The sequence below is a fragment of the Nostoc sp. UIC 10607 genome, from assembly GCF_047228265.1.
Lineage (GTDB): Bacteria > Cyanobacteriota > Cyanobacteriia > Cyanobacteriales > Nostocaceae > Nostoc > Nostoc foliaceum_A.
The window spans coordinates 1-17,377 of record NZ_JBIQNW010000092.1; the positions used below are offsets into that span (position 1 = coordinate 1).

At 40.3% G+C, this 17,377-nt stretch carries 9 protein-coding genes; 8 read left to right on the top strand and 1 reads right to left on the bottom strand.

Going from position 1 to position 17,377, the window contains the following annotated elements; all coding sequences use genetic code 11:
• The first annotated feature begins 233 nt into the window (after positions 1 to 233).
• The 8 genes from ACEYW6_RS33075 to ACEYW6_RS33110 all read left to right on the top strand — a co-directional run bounded on the left by ACEYW6_RS33075 (position 234) and on the right by ACEYW6_RS33110 (position 16,833).
• Positions 234 to 611: a hypothetical protein gene (locus tag ACEYW6_RS33075; RefSeq protein WP_190946885.1), complete on the top strand. Its 378-nt coding sequence runs from the start codon at positions 234 to 236 to the stop codon at positions 609 to 611.
• Between the two features lie 7 nt (positions 612 to 618).
• Positions 619 to 1,032, top strand: a complete 414-nt coding sequence (locus ACEYW6_RS33080) for an HNH endonuclease (RefSeq protein WP_412983126.1) — start codon at positions 619 to 621, stop codon at positions 1,030 to 1,032.
• 119 nt (positions 1,033 to 1,151) lie between these two features.
• Positions 1,152 to 2,174 (top strand): tyrosine-type recombinase/integrase, encoded by a 1,023-nt coding sequence (locus ACEYW6_RS33085; protein ID WP_412983127.1) that lies wholly within the window; start codon positions 1,152 to 1,154, stop codon positions 2,172 to 2,174.
• Between the two features lie 3 nt (positions 2,175 to 2,177).
• The gene (locus ACEYW6_RS33090; protein ID WP_412983128.1) at positions 2,178 to 2,645 is read left to right on the top strand and encodes a hypothetical protein; all 468 of its coding nucleotides are present in this window, start codon (positions 2,178 to 2,180) and stop codon (positions 2,643 to 2,645) included.
• 2 nt (positions 2,646 to 2,647) lie between these two features.
• Positions 2,648 to 3,352, top strand: coding sequence for a hypothetical protein (locus ACEYW6_RS33095; RefSeq protein WP_412983129.1), 705 nt, complete (start codon positions 2,648 to 2,650; stop codon positions 3,350 to 3,352).
• Between the two features lie 990 nt (positions 3,353 to 4,342).
• Positions 4,343 to 8,536, top strand: coding sequence for a non-ribosomal peptide synthetase (locus ACEYW6_RS33100; protein ID WP_412983130.1), 4,194 nt, complete (start codon positions 4,343 to 4,345; stop codon positions 8,534 to 8,536).
• Between the two features lie 8 nt (positions 8,537 to 8,544).
• On the top strand, positions 8,545 to 11,817 hold the full coding sequence (locus ACEYW6_RS33105) for a non-ribosomal peptide synthetase (RefSeq protein WP_412983131.1): 3,273 nt from the start codon (positions 8,545 to 8,547) through the stop codon (positions 11,815 to 11,817).
• A gap of 282 nt (positions 11,818 to 12,099) precedes the next feature.
• Positions 12,100 to 16,833: an amino acid adenylation domain-containing protein gene (locus ACEYW6_RS33110; protein ID WP_412983132.1), complete on the top strand. Its 4,734-nt coding sequence runs from the start codon at positions 12,100 to 12,102 to the stop codon at positions 16,831 to 16,833.
• 16 nt (positions 16,834 to 16,849) lie between these two features.
• Here the strand turns inward: ACEYW6_RS33110 and ACEYW6_RS33115 are convergent, their stop codons facing one another.
• Complete coding sequence (locus ACEYW6_RS33115) at positions 16,850 to 17,275, bottom strand: hypothetical protein (RefSeq protein ID WP_412983133.1); 426 nt, start codon at positions 17,273 to 17,275, stop codon at positions 16,850 to 16,852.
• Positions 17,276 to 17,377: the final 102 nt, after the last annotated feature.

Consider the following 17,377-nt stretch of genomic DNA (forward strand, 5'->3'; position numbering starts at 1 on the left):
ATTTTTCACCGAAACTTGCCCAGGCGTTTTGAAAGCATAAACGTGCCGCCCCGGCAAACTTATGGTTACAGTCACAATTTTATACTTAAAACACTGAGCTATCTGGAGAAGAGGTATTAATCGTAGTTGATATCGGATAAAAGATAAGGGTTACTTATTTTGTGTTGTAGTCTTGTATTACGATGTAATCTAAAGCATAATGTGAGCAAACACCTTAGTTCAAGGTTGGAAACGTGGCAAAATTAACGATTCAGATCCCAGATGAACTAGCCGGGCGTTTAGAACCTTTACAAAGTCGCTTACCCCAACTACTTTGGCTATTGTTGGATGCAGATGTGCAACAAACAAGCGAGCAGCCAAAAGTGAATGCACAAACTGTAGAGGTTTCCGAAGTGTATCAAGAAGTGCTGGATTTCTTGATTAAACGTCCAACGCCAGAAGAGATAATTGCTTTTAAAGTTTCATCACAAGTACAAATGCAGTTAGAAGCATTATTAGAGAAAAACCGTTCTGCTTCACTAACTCAGATGGAATTAGCTCAATTAGATGTTTACGAACAATTAGAACATTTAATGATTCTGCTAAAGGCCCGCGCTATGGAAAAGTCATGAAAATTTGATGGCCAGTACTTCAATTTCAACAGAACTTCGCAAGCTGGTAGTTAGTAGAGCGTCAGGACGCTGTGAATATTGTTTAATTCACCAAGATTTTTCAATATATACCCATGAAGTAGATCATATTCTCGCTATGAAACATGGGGGCGAAACTTTGGCGGAAAATTTAGCTCTTTCGTGTTTATCATGCAATCGTCATAAAGGTTCTGATTTTGCGACAATTGACTCGGCTACCGGAGAAATAGTGCCATTGTATAATCCTCGCCGTCAGATTTGGGATGAACATTTCTATTTTGAGAGTGTAAGAATTGAGGGAAAAACTCAAGTAGGGCAAGCAACTGCAAAGTTACTTCAGTTTAATCTTCCTAATCGATTACTACAAAGGCAAGTATTAATGAGTCAGCAAAAATATCCTTGAGTATGTAAAGTTAGTATCGTTATAAGAACTAATGGTATGCAAGCTAATTAATTCTTTTATAAAAGTTATAAGTACTAGAGAATAAATAGAAACATTAAAATTATTTATTTAGTTTAAAGATGGATTATAGCGCAGATTCTTTACCTCCGATAAAACTAATACCATTGGATAGAAATCTATCTAGTGTGCAAACAACAAAACATAGAAGTTCTGTTAAAATTAGCACACCCACAGATATTCGATGGATAAAGGTGCTGGAATTTTTACGCAGCAACAATCTCGCGCCCAACAGCCGCAAACTCTACGAACGCGAACTCAAAAGGTTTTTGGCTTGGAGTGAGCTACATTATCATGAACTGCGTCCACGTCACCTTGCGCTATATAAAGAATATCTCCGTGATGAAATACTGACTGATGCAGGTAAACCCCTTTCAAAAAGCAGCATTAATGCGGGAATTGCGGCACTCAAAAGCTTTTTCAAATGGATGTCTTACACATATCCTGAAATTATTTCTACTAATCCGACACTGGGGATAAAACTGGAAAAAGTACCACTGCCACCAGCCCAGAGTTTAACCCCTGAAGAAATGGAACAGGTTTGGTCAGCGTTGGAGTTATTGGGAGAAACAAAGCAACGAGATACAGCACTCGTCCACATTCTCAGTCATGGACTGCGGGCTGGGGAAGTTGTGCAGTTAAATGTTGGCTCATTTGATGGCAAGCTGCTATTTTTACCAGACACCAAAACCAATGAACCACGCTTGGTTCCACTGCGAAAAGAGAGCCGGGAAGTTTTAGCAGAGTATTTGAGATCGCGCGAACAGCAAGGGGAGGTGTTAAACAGCGACTTCCCATTGATGATTTCACACCATGCTTCATACAAAGGTGAACGCTTGAGTTATCACGGGATTTACTTTGCTGTAGAAAAAATTGGTGAAATAGCTCACATTGAGGATTTACATCCTCACTCCTTTCGCCACACCTATGCCACTGACTTATTGCTATTGGGAGTTGACCCCAGCCATGCACGAAAATTAACAGGGCATCAAAGCGAGAAAGCGTTTCGGCGGTATACTTTACGGAGTGAACAAGAGGCGGCGATCGCTGCTTACTATCGTGCAATCGGTGAAGAAGCGGAGTAAGGTATGCCGAAACCGTTAGACCCCAAGTGTCAGTTATGTGCCAAGTTACCAACAGCTAAAGCTAAAGTTTTACACGGGACAAATGGGGATGGATGCTGGAATCCAAAAGTCTGCCACAATCGCCGCTCATTCTATCGCCACCGCTCCCAAAATAATGCAGCAGAAATTGATTCAGTAACAGTCGAACCACCAGCAACATATTTTGCAGTGCTGTATTTATATAAAGAATCAGGGGATAAACCATTGCACGCCTTGGGCGCAGAACTCTGGCTGGGGCAACAGCCTATTTGTCGCTTAGAACCAATTCATTGCTTTGGGTTAACGGCTGGCAAGATCCGCGCCTATACAGATCAGGTGTTGCAGGCTTTTGCCAGACAATATAGTGTTTCACTATATCAATATAAGGATATGTTTGAAATTACCTCAAGTTACTGCCCAGTGCGGCCTTGCCCCTTGCATCCACAATCTTAGAGATGACTACGTATCGTCAATTAACCATCTGGGATGTATTAGATGAATTGTCCGAATCTCCAGCGACATCAACACTAGCACCGATGTGGGAATGTTTAGATGCCGAGTTAGAAAAATTACCCCTGGAGGCACAGTTATCAACCGCAGCGCTTGCCTTCAGTCAGATTGCGGATCTTCTCAAATCTCGTGCGGAAATGCTGTTGCAAGATACCCGCGATCGCAATAGTCTTTTGGGGCCTGTTGTTAGCACCGATCTCTTTGCTGGTCTAGTGCGGACAACAATGCACCTAGATTTAGATGATTTGATTGAACCGCAAACACCACAAACCTTTAAACCACATGGCCCACACCAATTTTCACATTTTACTGAATCGGGCGATTCTGTAGTAGCACCCGTTGAGAAAGCGAATGTTTTGGCAATGCTTGATGAGGTGACAACTTTAGAAGATGTCCGCAATTTGGCATCAGATGAGGATGTGCAAAAATGGCAGAGTGCGATCGCTAACTACCTGATAAATGTCAAAGATGAAATTTCTCTGACTAAATTACAACAGGGATTGAAAATGCCAATGGTGGAGGTGTGGTTAGGATTGTTGCTGGGTGGGTTTACACTTGAACAGCGTGGTGATTTTTATCACAACCATAATGTCTGGGTGAAAAGCTCTCTAACTTCTGCCATCTTCAACGGCATTGTACAGCATTCATAAGTCGGAAGTAATTCACTAGTCTCAATATATAAGGTTTTCTTCCTCTTTAAAATGAGTCCCTTTCCCAAAAAACCTGACAAGTATTGATTCACTTTCGACTTCCGAATTCCGAATTCTGACTTAATTTACAGTGAATATCTTTTTCTAAAACCTCTTGTATTATTTTGTGTGCAAGACGTTTTGTATAAGTCCTTTTTCTTCTCACATAATCAAAGTCTAATCGCAAATTCGCAAAGACTTGATTATATCACAAAAAGCTTTTGCAAGAGTTCTTTAGGGTGCGGAAGGTCGATTGCGTGCATTTGCCCTACTGGTTTATCTATGCCTTAAGATTGATATACATCTTCTACTTTGTCAATAAAGCTTATCCGTAAGATACTTTTATTTTCTATGTTAATACGGGTATTTTAAATATAAATATGAGAAATTTTGGTATAAATTGTAATTAAGAAAAGTTGTGCCTCATTCCTGAAAATTTAAATAAACAAGCAAGTAAAACTAAGTCTTGAAATCTTGTTTTGAAGACCAATTATGTTATCAAAGTATTGCCTTTATCTAACACTATACTCGACGGAAAAATATGGCTAATCTATCAGGAAAGGACATTTTTTACTGGATTGACTCGACACTCACAGCTAATTTTGCACCACTTAGCAATAATTTATCACCCGGATTTCTCACAAGCAGGAAATCTGGGCTTATGCACAACTTGTCACCTCAGTTTTATATGCGATGGAGGGGAAATGTATCGTCAAAATAACTGTATCTATTTTAAGCGGGCATTTAAGAAATTTTCATTGCCAAAATCTTGCTCCTCCCCTGCTTTTGAAATACTCCTCCCCTGCTTTTGAAATAGGCATCACTAATAACTGATTTAGTGGTCCGAGAACCATTAGTTCTTCAAAGCTAAACTCCTATCGAAGCATTGACAACAAGATGGGCTGAGAAAAAGTTTCCACAAATTCCACCACAACTGTTTGCCATTCACTTATGAGCGAGTATATTTACAGTAGTCTCACAGATGATGAAGAACTTAATTTTTCTGAGGAAGCAGAGGTTTTCGTTTTTCCCACTTCTTTCGCCCAGCAGCGATTGTGGTTTTTCGACCAGTTAGCACCGGGGAATCCATTTTATAACGTGTCAACAACACTTAACCTGACAGGTTCCCTCAACTTCACCGCATTAAAGCAGACATTCAACGAAATTGTACGTCGCCACGAAACTTTACGTACTAGGTTTGTTATGGTAGATCAGCAACCAGTACAAGCGATTGCACCTAGCTTAATCATACCTCTTCCCTTAATAGACCTACGCAATTTCGATAGCCCAGAACGCGACACACGAGTGCAGCAAATCGTAACCCAAGAGGCTCAACATCCTTTCAATCTCACCACTGGGCCATTACTGCGAGTAAAGCTGCTGCAACTGGATGAAGAAGAATATCTGCTGTTGCTAAATCTACATCACATAGTTGCCGATGGCTGGTCAATTGGAGTGCTAATTAAAGAATTGGGGGTATTATACAAAGCCTTGGCAGGGGATAAGCGATGTCTGACAACTAGTTACTCCGTATCTACGCTCTTACCAGAACTACCCATTCAATATGCAGATTTCGCTCAATGGCAACGGGAGTGGCTACAAGGAGCGGCAGCAAACGGCACCTCACCCCTACAAAGCCAGTTAGTTTATTGGCAAAAGCAATTAAACGGGATTTCGGTATTGAATCTCCCCACTGACCGACTAAGACCAGCAGTTCCTAGCTACAGGGGTGCAAAACAATTTTTAGAGCTACCACCCTCCTTAACTCAAGCGCTAGAGGTACTGAGTTCCCAAGAAGGCGTTACCTTGTTCATGACAATGCTGGCAGCGTTTCAGACTTTGCTCTATCGCTACACGCAGCAAGAGGATATTGCAGTTGGTTCACCTATTGCTAATCGCAATCGTAGCGAACTAGAGGGATTAATTGGTTTTTTTGTCAATAGCTTGGTGTTACGTACAGATTTCTCAGGTAAGGCGACTTTTCGAGAATTGTTGAATCGAGTGCGAGAGATAACTTTAGAAGCATACAGTCATCAAGACTTACCTTTTGAAAAGTTGGTGGAGGAACTTCACCCAGAACGAGATTTGAGCTATCATCCTTTTTTTCAGGTTGTATTTAGCCTACAAAACACTCCTATCGAAACCTTAGAGTTATCTGGGTTAACGCTTTCGCTATTTGAGTTCGATAACAAAACTGCAAAACTTGATTTAGAGTTCCATTTGTGGCAAGACTTGGAAAGTTTGAAAGGACAAATGGTTTATAGCACCGATTTATTTGATGACAAAACCATTACGCGAATGCTGGGACATTTCCAAACACTGCTAGAAAGCATTGTTGCCAATCCAGAACAGCGAATTTCAGATTTGTCTTTGCTTACTGTGCAAGAACGACAAAAGTTATTAATTGATTGGAATAACACGAAACGAGACTATCTAGAGAATAAGTGTTTTCATCAGTTATTTGAAGCACAGGTGCAGGAAACTCCCGATGCGATTGCGTTAAACGCACGCTCCGCGAACGCACTACTATTTGACAATGAAGAACTTAGCTACAAAGAGTTAAATATACGCAGCAACCAACTTGCACATTATCTGAAAAAATTGGGGGTAGTCCCTGACGTTTTAGTAGGTATTTGCGTAGAGCGATCGCTAATGATGATAATTGCACTATTAGGCATCCTCAAAGCAGGTGGAGCATACCTGCCTTTAGATCCGAACCTACCTCAAGAGCGTCTTGACTTCATGCTAGAAGATGCACAAGTTTCAGTATTGCTGACACAAGAAAAGCTGCTCAAGCATTTTGCAGACTTCTCAAATCCAATTATTTGCATAGATAAAGATTGGGCAACTATTACACAACATAGCCAAGAAAACCCAACTAGTTACGTAACATTTGACAACCTAGCTTATGTTATCTACACCTCTGGCTCAACAGGAAAACCTAAAGGTGTTTTGCTCCAACATCAAGGATTGTCTAATTTAGCGGCATCTCAGATTGAGGTTTTCAACATACAACCGATTAACCGCATTCTGCAATTCGCATCATTAAGTTTCGATGCCTCAATTTTTGAGATTGTTATGGCACTACAAACAGGAGCAACTCTTTATTTAGCAAACAAAGAATCCCTTTTACCCGGACAAGCTTTGCTCAAATTATTGCGAGAAAAAGCTATTACTCATGTCACCCTTCCGCCAGCAGTATTAGCAGTCCTACCTACAGAATCACTGCCGGCATTGCAAACTATTATCTGTGCAGGCGAATCTTGTACCGATGATATTGTAAAACGTTGGTGGCACTCTCAGCGTCAGTTTTTTAATGCTTACGGGCCTACTGAAGCAACAGTTTGGTCAACCGTTGCAGAGATTAGTACTATGGGTGAAAAACCCTCCATTGGCCGCCCTATTGCTAACACTCAAATTTATATATTAGATAAATATTTACAACCTTTACCAATTGGAATTGTTGGCGAATTATACGTAAGTGGTGAGGGATTGGCACAAGGCTATCTTAATCACCCTGAATTAACTATTGAAAAGTTTATTCCCAATCTTTTTAGTGATAAAAAGAGAGCGCGAGTTTACAAGACAGGTGATTTAGCTCGGTATCGCCCGGACGGTAATATTGAATTTTTAGGACGCATCGATAATCAAGTAAAAATTCGTGGATTCCGCGTTGAGTTGTCAGAAATTGAAACAGTCCTGAGTCAGCATCATAGTGTACAAAAAGCAGTAGTAATTGTTAAAGAAAATGTATCTGGTGATAAGTACTTGGTGGCTTATATTGTTCCCAATATAGAGACGCAAAATTTTACGTCTCTACTACGTAAATTCTTAAAAGAGAAATTACCAGAATACATGATCCCAAAAGCTTTTGTAATGCTGGATTCTCTACCGCTAACAGCTAGTGGGAAAGTGGATCGTTTGGCGCTAACAGAACTCGACAGTTACGCTAGCCGTTTAATAGATAAAGCATTTATCGCTCCTCGGACTCCAACCGAGTCAACCTTAGCAAAAATTTGGGCTGAAGTGCTTAATATTGAGCGTGTGGGTATTTACGATAACTTCTTTGACTTGGGAGGAGATTCGCTGTTAACTGTACGCCTGATGAAGCAGATACACAAGCATTTTGAGCGTGAATTGCCGCTATCTAGCTTATTTTTAAATCCAACAATTGAAAGTTTAGCAACTTCTCTATCCTCAAAAGCAGATTCTCTTCCCTGGTCGCCCTTAGTTCCGATTCAACCTGCTGGTTCAAGTCCACCTTTTTTCTGCATACATCCAATTTTTGGTGTTGTTTTTCCTTATTACGAATTAGCTCAGAATTTGGGAAAAAATCAACCATTTTATGGGCTACAACCCATTGGACTTGACGGAAAAAGTTCTCCATTAACTCGCATTGAGGATATGGCTACCCACTACATTGAAGCATTGCGTAGAGTTCAGCCTAAAGGCCCTTATTTTTTAGGAGGTTGGTCTTTTGGAGGTTGGGTTGCTTTTGAAATGGCTCAACAACTCCAAAAGTCTGGGGAAGAAGTGGCTTTACTTGCTGTGCTTGACACTTTAGCACCAATTCCAGGCAATATACCTTCTTTGGGTAGTGGTTTCAAGTTTATGCTGACGACAGTGGCGCGATATATATGGCCTTTTTTCCTCGATTATTTATATCTAATTATTGCGATCGCTAAGAAAAAAATTAACAGTTTAACTTCTCGGTTGACTAATTTTACTCAAATTGTGCAAAACTCCTTTTGGAAGTCGCTAACGCGATCGCTCCAAACAAATCTCTTCTCTCACTTCATCCGTAAAGAGGATGCCCCAGTAAACATTATACCTGAAGAATCCAAGTTAAGACTTTTAAGCGAGTTAGCAATTCGTCCAATGCTTCGTGTTTATTATGCCAATAGCCAAGCAGTTCTTAACTACGTTCCGCAAGCCTACTCTAAACAAATTCATCTTTTCAGAACAAATGTTCAATCAAGCATTGCCAAGGAAGATCCGAGTTTGGGTTGGGATCAGCTAACTGTAGGAGGAACAGAAATTCATTATATTCCTGGCAATCACCTAACTATGCTGAGAAAACCCCATATCCAAATTCTCGCCGCACAGCTAAGAGCTTGTATTGAGAAAGCACAGAATTTAAAATAAGGATCAATATGTCTTCTGAAGAAGTCTTCGTTTTTCCAGCATCTTCTGCTCAACAACGGCTATGGTTTCTCGACCAGTTGATCCCCGATAATGGTATCTACAATGTGCCGACAGTAATTCGTTTGACTGGTTCGCTGAAATTAGCCGCACTAGAACAGACTTTTAACGAAATCGTGAGTCGCCATGAAACCTTACGCACAACTTTTATTGTGTCGGATGGGCAACCCCTACAGGCTATTGCACCCAGCTTAACAATACCTCTTTCTGTATTAGACCTCCAGCAATTGCCAGATGATGAACAAGAGGTTAAAGCAAAGTGCATTATTACCGCAGAGATAGAACATCCCTTCGATTTATCCTCCGGGCCATTGCTGCGAGTAATACTCCTCGTCCTTTCTGAGACAGAACATATTCTATTACTGAATATGCACCACATTATCTGCGACGATTGGTCTATGGGGGTACTGATTCGGGAACTGGGAACGCTGTACGCAGCTTTTGCACAAAACCAGCCTTCTCCTCTATTAGAACTGCCTCTTCAGTATGCCGATTTTGCTCACTGGCAGCGCGAGTGGTTGCAAGGAGAAGTACTTCAAACCCAGTTAGCTTACTGGCGGGAGCAACTAAACGGTATTTCCATACTGCATCTACCTACTGACAAACCAAGACCAGCTATACAAAGCTATCAAGGAGCAACACAATTTTTAGAATTACCGCTCAAGCTAATTGATGCACTAGAAAAGCTGTCACAGCAAGAAGGTGTTACCTTATTTATGACACTGGTGGCAGCATTTCAAACATTACTTTACCGCTACACACATCAAGAAGATATCGCGCTAGGTTCACCAATTGCTAACCGCAACCGTAGCGAAATAGAAGGGATAATTGGTTTTTTTGTCAATAGTTTGGTGATACGTAGCAATTTATCTGAAAATCCCACTTTTCGGGAACTACTAGGCAGAGTACGGGAGGTAACTTTAGGAGCATACAGCCACCAAGATTTGCCGTTTGAAAAGTTAGTTGAAGAACTACATCCAGAGCGGAACTTGAGCCACCATCCCTTATTTCAAGTGGTATTTGGTTTTCAGAATGCGCCAATGTCATCGCTAGAACTGCCTGGATTAGTACCCAGCTTTATGAATATTGATTTGAAAAAAACACGTTTTGATTTAGAACTGCATCTGTGGAAGTGTTCTGAGGATTTTAGGAGCTTATGGGCCGGAAACTGGGAGTATTCTGAAGGTCTCCGAGGCGTAATGGTTTACAACACAGATTTATTTGATAAAGCTACTATTAGCCGGATGGTGGAACATTTTAAAACTTTGTTGTCAGCTATTGTTGCAAATCCAGAAGAACGAATTGCAAATTTACCGTTATTAAGTGAAGCGGAGTTACATCAGGTATTGGTGGAATGGAATAACACCCAAGCAGATTATCCTCAAGATAAGTGTATCCATCAATTGTTTGAAAAAAAGGTACAGGAGTATCCTGATTCTATAGCAGTAAACTTTGCTAACGAGCAACTGACTTATCAAGAGTTGAATACTCGCAGCAATAAACTAGCACACCACTTACAAAAAATCGGAGTATGTTCAGAAGTTTTAGTTGGCATTTGTATTTCACAGTCTATAGAAATGATCGTCGGATTGTTGGGTATTCTGAAAGCAGGGGGAGCGTATGTTCCATTAGACTCAAGTTATCCTCAAGAGCGTCTAAATCTTATGCTTGAAGATGCACAAGTTTCAGTGTTGCTGACACAAGAAAATTTGCTCAAGCATTTTGAAGGGTTCTCAAAACTAATTATTTCTATAGATAAAGACTGGGAAATTATTACCCAAGAAAAGCAAGATAATCCCGAAAGCAATTTAAATAGTGATAATTTAGCTTATGTTATTTACACCTCTGGTTCTACAGGAAAACCCAAGGGAGTTGCTGTACCTCACAAAGCTGTAAATCGCTTAGTGTGCAATACGAACTATATAAAATTATTACCATCTGATCAAGTCGCCCAAGCCTCAAACACTTCTTTTGATGCTGCAACATTCGAGATTTGGGGAGCGCTACTTAACGGCGCTCAACTTGTGGGAATTACTAAAGATATAACCCTCTCGCCTCACGAATTTACATTAAAACTACGAGAAAAAGGTATCAGTATTCTGTTTTTGACTACTGCCTTATTTCAACAGATTACTAGAGATGTTCCGCAAGCTTTTGCGACCTTGAAATATTTACTTTTTGGTGGCGAAACCGTTGATAAGAGATGGATTAAAAAGATTCTGCAATCTGGTGCGCCAAAGCACTTAATTCATGTTTATGGCCCTACAGAAAATACAACATTTTCCTCTTATTACTGCGTACAAGAGTTACCGTCAGCCACATCTTTACCTATTGGTATCCCCATTTCAAACACGCAGATTTATATATTAGATAGCCATTTACAACTAGTGCCTATTGGTGTTACTGGCGAATTATATATGGGTGGGGAGGGGCTGGCACGAGAATATCTCAATCGCACTGAATTAACTGCTGAACACTTTAGTACTCATACTTTTAGTAAGAAGTTAAAAACACGTCTTTATAAAACGGGTGATTTAGCCCGCTATTTACCAGATGGCAATATTGAATTTTTAGGTCGCATTGACAATCAAGTAAAGATTCGTGGCTTCCGCATTGAGTTGTCAGAGATTGAAGCGGTGTTAAATCAACATCCAGCAGTGAGAGAAACTGTTGTCATTGTGGGTGAGGATGTACCTGATGATAAGTACTTGATAGCTTATATTGTTCCAAATCAGGAACAGATACCGATGCAAGAGGTGCAAAGCTTTGCATCCTTACTTTGCCAATTCCTGAAAGAAAAGTTACCAGAATACATGATGCCAAGAGCTTATGTGATCCTGGAATCTCTACCTCTAACATCTAATGGCAAAGTGGATCGCCGTGCTTTACCCATGCCTGATACGATTTCTTTCAATAATCAAGATTATGTGGCACCGCGATCGCAAGTTGAAGAATTACTTGCCCAAATCTGGTCTAAAGTCTTGGGAAAAGAGCAAGTAGGCGTTCACGACAATTTCTTTGAATTGGGCGGTCATTCTCTACTAGCGACTCAGCTAACTTCCCGTATTCGTGACACCTTCCAAATAGATTTGCCTGTACGCAATTTGTTTGAAGCACCAACCGTTGAACAACTTGCTAGGTATATTGACACAATGTGTTGGACAGCAAAGGGTTTAGATAAAGGTGGAACTACGAGTCAAGAGCGAGAAGATGTAGAATTTTAAAGAGAAACACTTGAGTTTGAGCAGCCAGCGCAAAATGTGCTGATTGCTTCAGCAAACTGTTGGTTTTGTTCCATCAATGCCATGTATTCACCTGGTTTTAGCTTTATACCATAGTTATAATCACCGAAGTTTCATTCCCAGGAATGATTTATATAGTCTTAGAAGTGTGATAAAAATGCTGGGTTAGGTAATAAGCAGTGCAGCTTGACATAAGCAGTATTCTTACAGCATAGCTGCCTGCTAACTTCTAATCAATAACAATATTTGCGAAGGGGTTTAATTTTGAATACGGTTGAGTTTTTAACTTATCTTCGCAGCTTAGATATTCAAGTTTTTATTGATGGTGAAAAGTTTCGCGCTAATGCCCCTGATGGAATTCTTACACCAGAACTGCGTGCAGAAATTCAAGGGCGTAAAGCAGAAATTATTGAATTTTTAGCCGCATCTAATCGTACTAATAACCACAGTTTTAAACCTATCGTACCTATTTCGCGATCAGGAAATCTTCCCCTCTCCTTTGCTCAACAACGGCTATGGTTTCTTGACCAATTAATCCCTAATAATCCTTTCTATAACATTCCATTAGCACTACATTTAACAGGTTTGCTCAAATTAGCCGCGCTAGAGCAAACTTTTAATGAAATCGTGCAACGACATGAAGCTTTACGCACCACTATTGTCGTACAGACAGGGCAACCAGTTCAGGTAATTAATTCTACCCTAACAATACCTTTACCAATAATAGATTTACGGCAACTGCCACAAGCCGAACGAGAAATACAAGCACAACGACTCACTACGCAAGAAGCTCAACGTCCTTTCAATTTATCAACTGATTCGTTGCTGCAAGTAAAACTGCTGTGGTTGGATGAGACACAATACATCCTGCTGCTGACTATGCACCACATTGTCTCTGATGGTTGGTCTATTGGGGTGCTGATTCAAGAGATAGCAGCACTCTACACAGCCTTTGCCAGCAATCAGCCTTCTCCTCTACCAAAACTTAGAATCCAATATGCAGACTTTGCATACTGGCAACGCCAATGGTTACAAGGGGAAGTATTAAAAAAGCAACTGAGTTACTGGCAAAAGCAATTAGACGGCATTTCTATATTAAATCTGCCAACCGACAGACCAAGACTAGCTGTGCAAACTTATCAGGGTGCAAGGCAACCTCTGCAATTATCAAAAAGTTTGAGCAAAGCACTTTTAGCTCTCGGACAACAAGAAGGGGTAACTTTATTCATAACCCTACTAGCAGCATTCCAAGCTTTACTTTACCGCTACACACAACAAGAAGATATTGCTATTGGTTCACCTATTGCCAATCGCAATCGTAGTGAAATTGAGGGATTAATTGGCTTTTTTGTCAATAGCTTAGTACTGCGTACCGATCTATCAGGAAACCCAACTTTTCGGAAACTATTGAGTCGAGTTAAAGAGGTAGCTTTAGGAGCATACAGCCATCAAGATTTACCTTTTGAAAAGCTTGTAGAAGAACTACATCCAGAGCGTAATTTGAATCAAAATCCCCTATTTCAAGTTGTTTTTGCACTCCAAAATGCACCGATGACAGCCTTAGAGTTACCTAGTTTAACTTTAAGTCCGCTACCATTTGAAACGGAAACAACACGCTTTGATTTGGAGTTCCACTTGTGGGAACCAAATACTCAAAATGGGTTATGGGCAGATAGCTCAGAAGGAATTAGTGGTTTTGTAATTTATAGCACTGATTTATTCGATGATGCTACTATCACCAGGATGCTAGGACACTTCCAAATATTACTGGAGGGTATAGTTGCAAATCCAGAAGACCGAATTGCACATTTACCACTTTTAAGCGAATCTGAGCTACATCAATTGTTAGTCGAATGGAATAATACACAGGCAAATTATACTCAAGATAAGTGTATTCATCAGTTAATTGAGAGCGTAGCAGAGCAGAATGGTGAGGCAACTGCACTAGTATTTGGCGATGAGCAACTTAGCTACAAAGAGTTAAATATACGCAGTAATAAACTTGCACATTATCTCAAAAAATTAGGAGTTAAAAGCGAAGTTTTAGTAGGACTTTGTGTAGAACGCTCTTTTAATATGATAATCGGGATGTTGGGCATAGTGAAAGCAGGTGGAGCTTATGTACCTTTAGATCCAAGCTATCCATCTGAACGTTTAAACTTTATACTTGAAGATGCTCAAGTCTCAGTTTTATTAACTCACGAGCGATGGCTTGAACGCCTGAAAAACTATAATTCGCAAATAATCTGTTTAGATAAAGATTGGGAGATTCTTTCTCAAGAGATTGAAGATAATCTTACTAGTAAAGTTACAGTGGATAACCTCGCTTATATCATTTATACCTCTGGTTCAACTGGAAAACCTAAAGGGGTTAAAATTGAACATAGAGGATTGTTAAATTTAGTATTTTGGCATCAAAAAGCGTTTGCAGTTTCACTCCTTGATCGAGCAACGCAGATTTCTGGAGTTGCCTTTGACGCTTGCGGTTGGGAAATTTGGCCTTATCTGAGTACTGGGGCAAGCATTTATTTTGTAGATGATCAAACCAGGCGATCGCCTGACTATCTCCGAGATTGGCTAGTATCAAAAGCAATAACAATTTCTTTCATCCCAACACCTTTAGCAGAGAAAATTCTGTTATTAGATTTTCCTCAGAGCGCAGCTTTACGAATATTACTCACAGGTGGAGACAAACTAAATCAATATCCTTTAGCTTCTCACTCTTTCCAAGTATTTAACAATTACGGGCCAACTGAGAATACAGTTGTAACAACTTCTGGTCATATTTCTGTTAAGAATAAAGGTAATTTAGCACCTGCAATTGGTCATGCGATCGCCAATACAAAAATTTACATATTAGATAAACATTTACAACCAGTACCTATTGGCGTTTCGGGAGAGTTATACATAAGTGGTGATGGGTTAGCACGAGGTTATTTAAACCATCCTGACTTAACTGCTGAATCTTTCATCTATCATTCTTTTACTAATAAGTTAAAAGCGCGACTTTATAAAACAGGTGATTTAGTTCGCTATCGAGTAGATGGCAACATTGAATTTTTAGGTCGCCTTGATGAGCAGGTAAAAATTCGTGGCTATCGTATTGAGTTGGGAGAAATTGAAGCGGTACTGAGTCAGCATCCAGCAGTGCAGCAAACTGTAGTAATAACTAGTGAGGATGAACAGGAAAAGCGCCTAGTAGCTTATGTAGTACCAAAAACTGAATACAGTAACGAACAGGAGAATTTGGAATTAATGCAATTGCAGAATGAGCAGGTTTTGCAATGGCAGATGCTGTATAACGAAACTTATAATCAATCTACTGATTCAGATCCTACATTCAATTTTGTCGGCTGGAATAGTAGTTACACAAATCAGCCTATTCCAGCAGAGCAGATGCGTGAGTGGGTGGATAACCAAGTCGAGCAGATTTTGGCTTTGCAACCCAAACGAGTGTTAGAAATTGGTTGTGGGACAGGTTTGATTCTGTTTAGAATTGCACCTCACTGCACTAAATATTGGGGAACAGACTTTTCCTCAGTTTCACTTAACTCCATTCAGCAACAGCTACAAAAACAAGAAATGCCGCAGGTAACACTGTATCAGCAAATGGCTACTGACTTCGAGAAAGTAGAAACAGCAGCTTTTGATGCAGTAATTCTGAACTCGGTTGTACAATATTTTCCTACTATTGATTATCTGATTAGTGTATTAGAAGGTGCTGTACAAGCAACTGCTCCAGGTGGCTTTATCTTCATAGGGGATGTGCGTAGTTTGCCACTCTTGCAAGCTTTCCATGCGTCAGTTCAACTGTATCAAGCTGAACCTTCCCTTACCTGCTTCGAGTTGCAACAACGGGTACAAAGGCAAATATTTCAAGAAACAGAGTTAGTTATTGACCCAGATTTTTTTACTGCAATCGAGCAACGCTTTCCGCAAATTAATCATGTACAGATTCAACTGATGCGGGGTAAACATCACAATGAATTAACTGAGTTTCGTTACAATGTGATTCTTCATATTAGTGCCGAAATTGTTAGTAATACTGGAAAATATTCAGTGCTGAACTGGTCTGAAGATAATCTCACAGTCTCAGCAGTGCGTCAGTTATTAATTGAGAATCAACCAAAAATATTAAACATTATCAATGTACCTAATGCGCGGGTAATGTCAGCAGTTAAAACAGCAGAATGGCTAACAGACGTAGAAAGTTTTAAAACTGTAGGTCAAATACGTAAAGCTTTGCAAGAACTAGAAAATTTCGGAGTAGATCCAGAAGATTTCTATGTGCTGAACGTACCTTATAGCCTTGATATTACATGGTCACATTCAAGTACTGAAGGACATTATGATGTAGTTTTTGTACGACAAGATGAAGTAGGTAAAAGAACTATTTTTCCCCATAGCACAACTCTCTCTCGTCCCTGGCAATCTTACGGCAATAATCCCCTACAAACCAAAACAGTGCGTAAGTTAGTGCCGCAGTTGCAGACTTACATAGCACAAAAACTGCCTGAGTACATGATGCCATCAGGTTTTGTAGTATTGGAGTCTTTACCTCTAACAGCTAATGGTAAAGTCAATCGCCGCGCCTTAAGAGCATTCCATAATGGAATCAAGCCCCAATTGCCTGAAAATTACATCGCACCTCGGACTCCTGTTGAACAAGTGCTGGTGAAAATTTTTGCTGAGGTTTTAGGACTCAAGCGCGTAGGAATTTATGACAATTTCTTTGAATTAGGTGGTCATTCATTACTAGCAACTCAGCTTGTCTCTAGAGTGCGCGACACCTTACACGTGGAGTTACCTTTGCGTAGTGTATTTGAGGCATCGACAATTGCAGAATTATCTAAGCTGGTGGAAAGCTTTAAAGAAAGCAATGCTCAAAGTCTTGCCCCAGTTTTAGTACCACTATCGCGTGAAAGTCGGCGGATTAAGTTATCTTCCTTAAACGAAGAGAGCGTAAAACTTAAAAAAAAGATTCAGGCACTAGATTGAATTTTTACATTAAGAATCAATTTTGCTTTGGCTGCTTCCAAACCAGCTTGTACTCTCTCTCAACAGCCGCCAGCAGCTTTGCCTGCAAGGATGACAGATACGGTTTAGCTTGTTTCCCCAACCCCTGCAACAGCCAATCCACAGAAGAGTCACGGCTGGCCACTTGATGCAACTGCCGTAATCTCACACATAACTGCTGCATGAATTGGCAATCTTCATCAAGCAATTCCAGTAACTTCAGGTGTTCGATTTTTACGGTGTAGTCACCATCCCAGGTTTGAACTGTACAGCTATAGTCTCCAACATGGCTGACTACGCCCCAATAACCCGCTTTACCTCTCAAGTCTGGATTATCTTTGGGCAGAAGAACGCATATCTCCCCAATGTGGTAAGGATTGGGTAATTTCGGACTTTCGCGTATCCTATCTACAACATCTTTCACTATGCGACCGGATGGAATCTTATTGCCAGCTGTTTGAGTCGATGGGGGATATTATTCCCCGCACCTCTCAGTTAGATCCGTGCGTACCCGTTTCCGTGTACA

Excerpts from the sequence above, each read along its gene's own strand:
- ACEYW6_RS33095 (WP_412983129.1), top strand. The coding sequence starts at position 2,648 with ATGACTACGTATCGTCAATTAACCATCTGGGATGTATTAGATGAATTG.
- ACEYW6_RS33085 (WP_412983127.1), top strand. The coding sequence starts at position 1,152 with ATGGATTATAGCGCAGATTCTTTACCTCCGATAAAACTAATACCATTG.
- ACEYW6_RS33105 (WP_412983131.1), top strand. The coding sequence starts at position 8,545 with ATGTCTTCTGAAGAAGTCTTCGTTTTTCCAGCATCTTCTGCTCAACAA.
- ACEYW6_RS33100 (WP_412983130.1), top strand. The coding sequence starts at position 4,343 with ATGAGCGAGTATATTTACAGTAGTCTCACAGATGATGAAGAACTTAAT.
- ACEYW6_RS33080 (WP_412983126.1), top strand. The coding sequence starts at position 619 with ATGGCCAGTACTTCAATTTCAACAGAACTTCGCAAGCTGGTAGTTAGT.
- ACEYW6_RS33090 (WP_412983128.1), top strand. The coding sequence starts at position 2,178 with ATGCCGAAACCGTTAGACCCCAAGTGTCAGTTATGTGCCAAGTTACCA.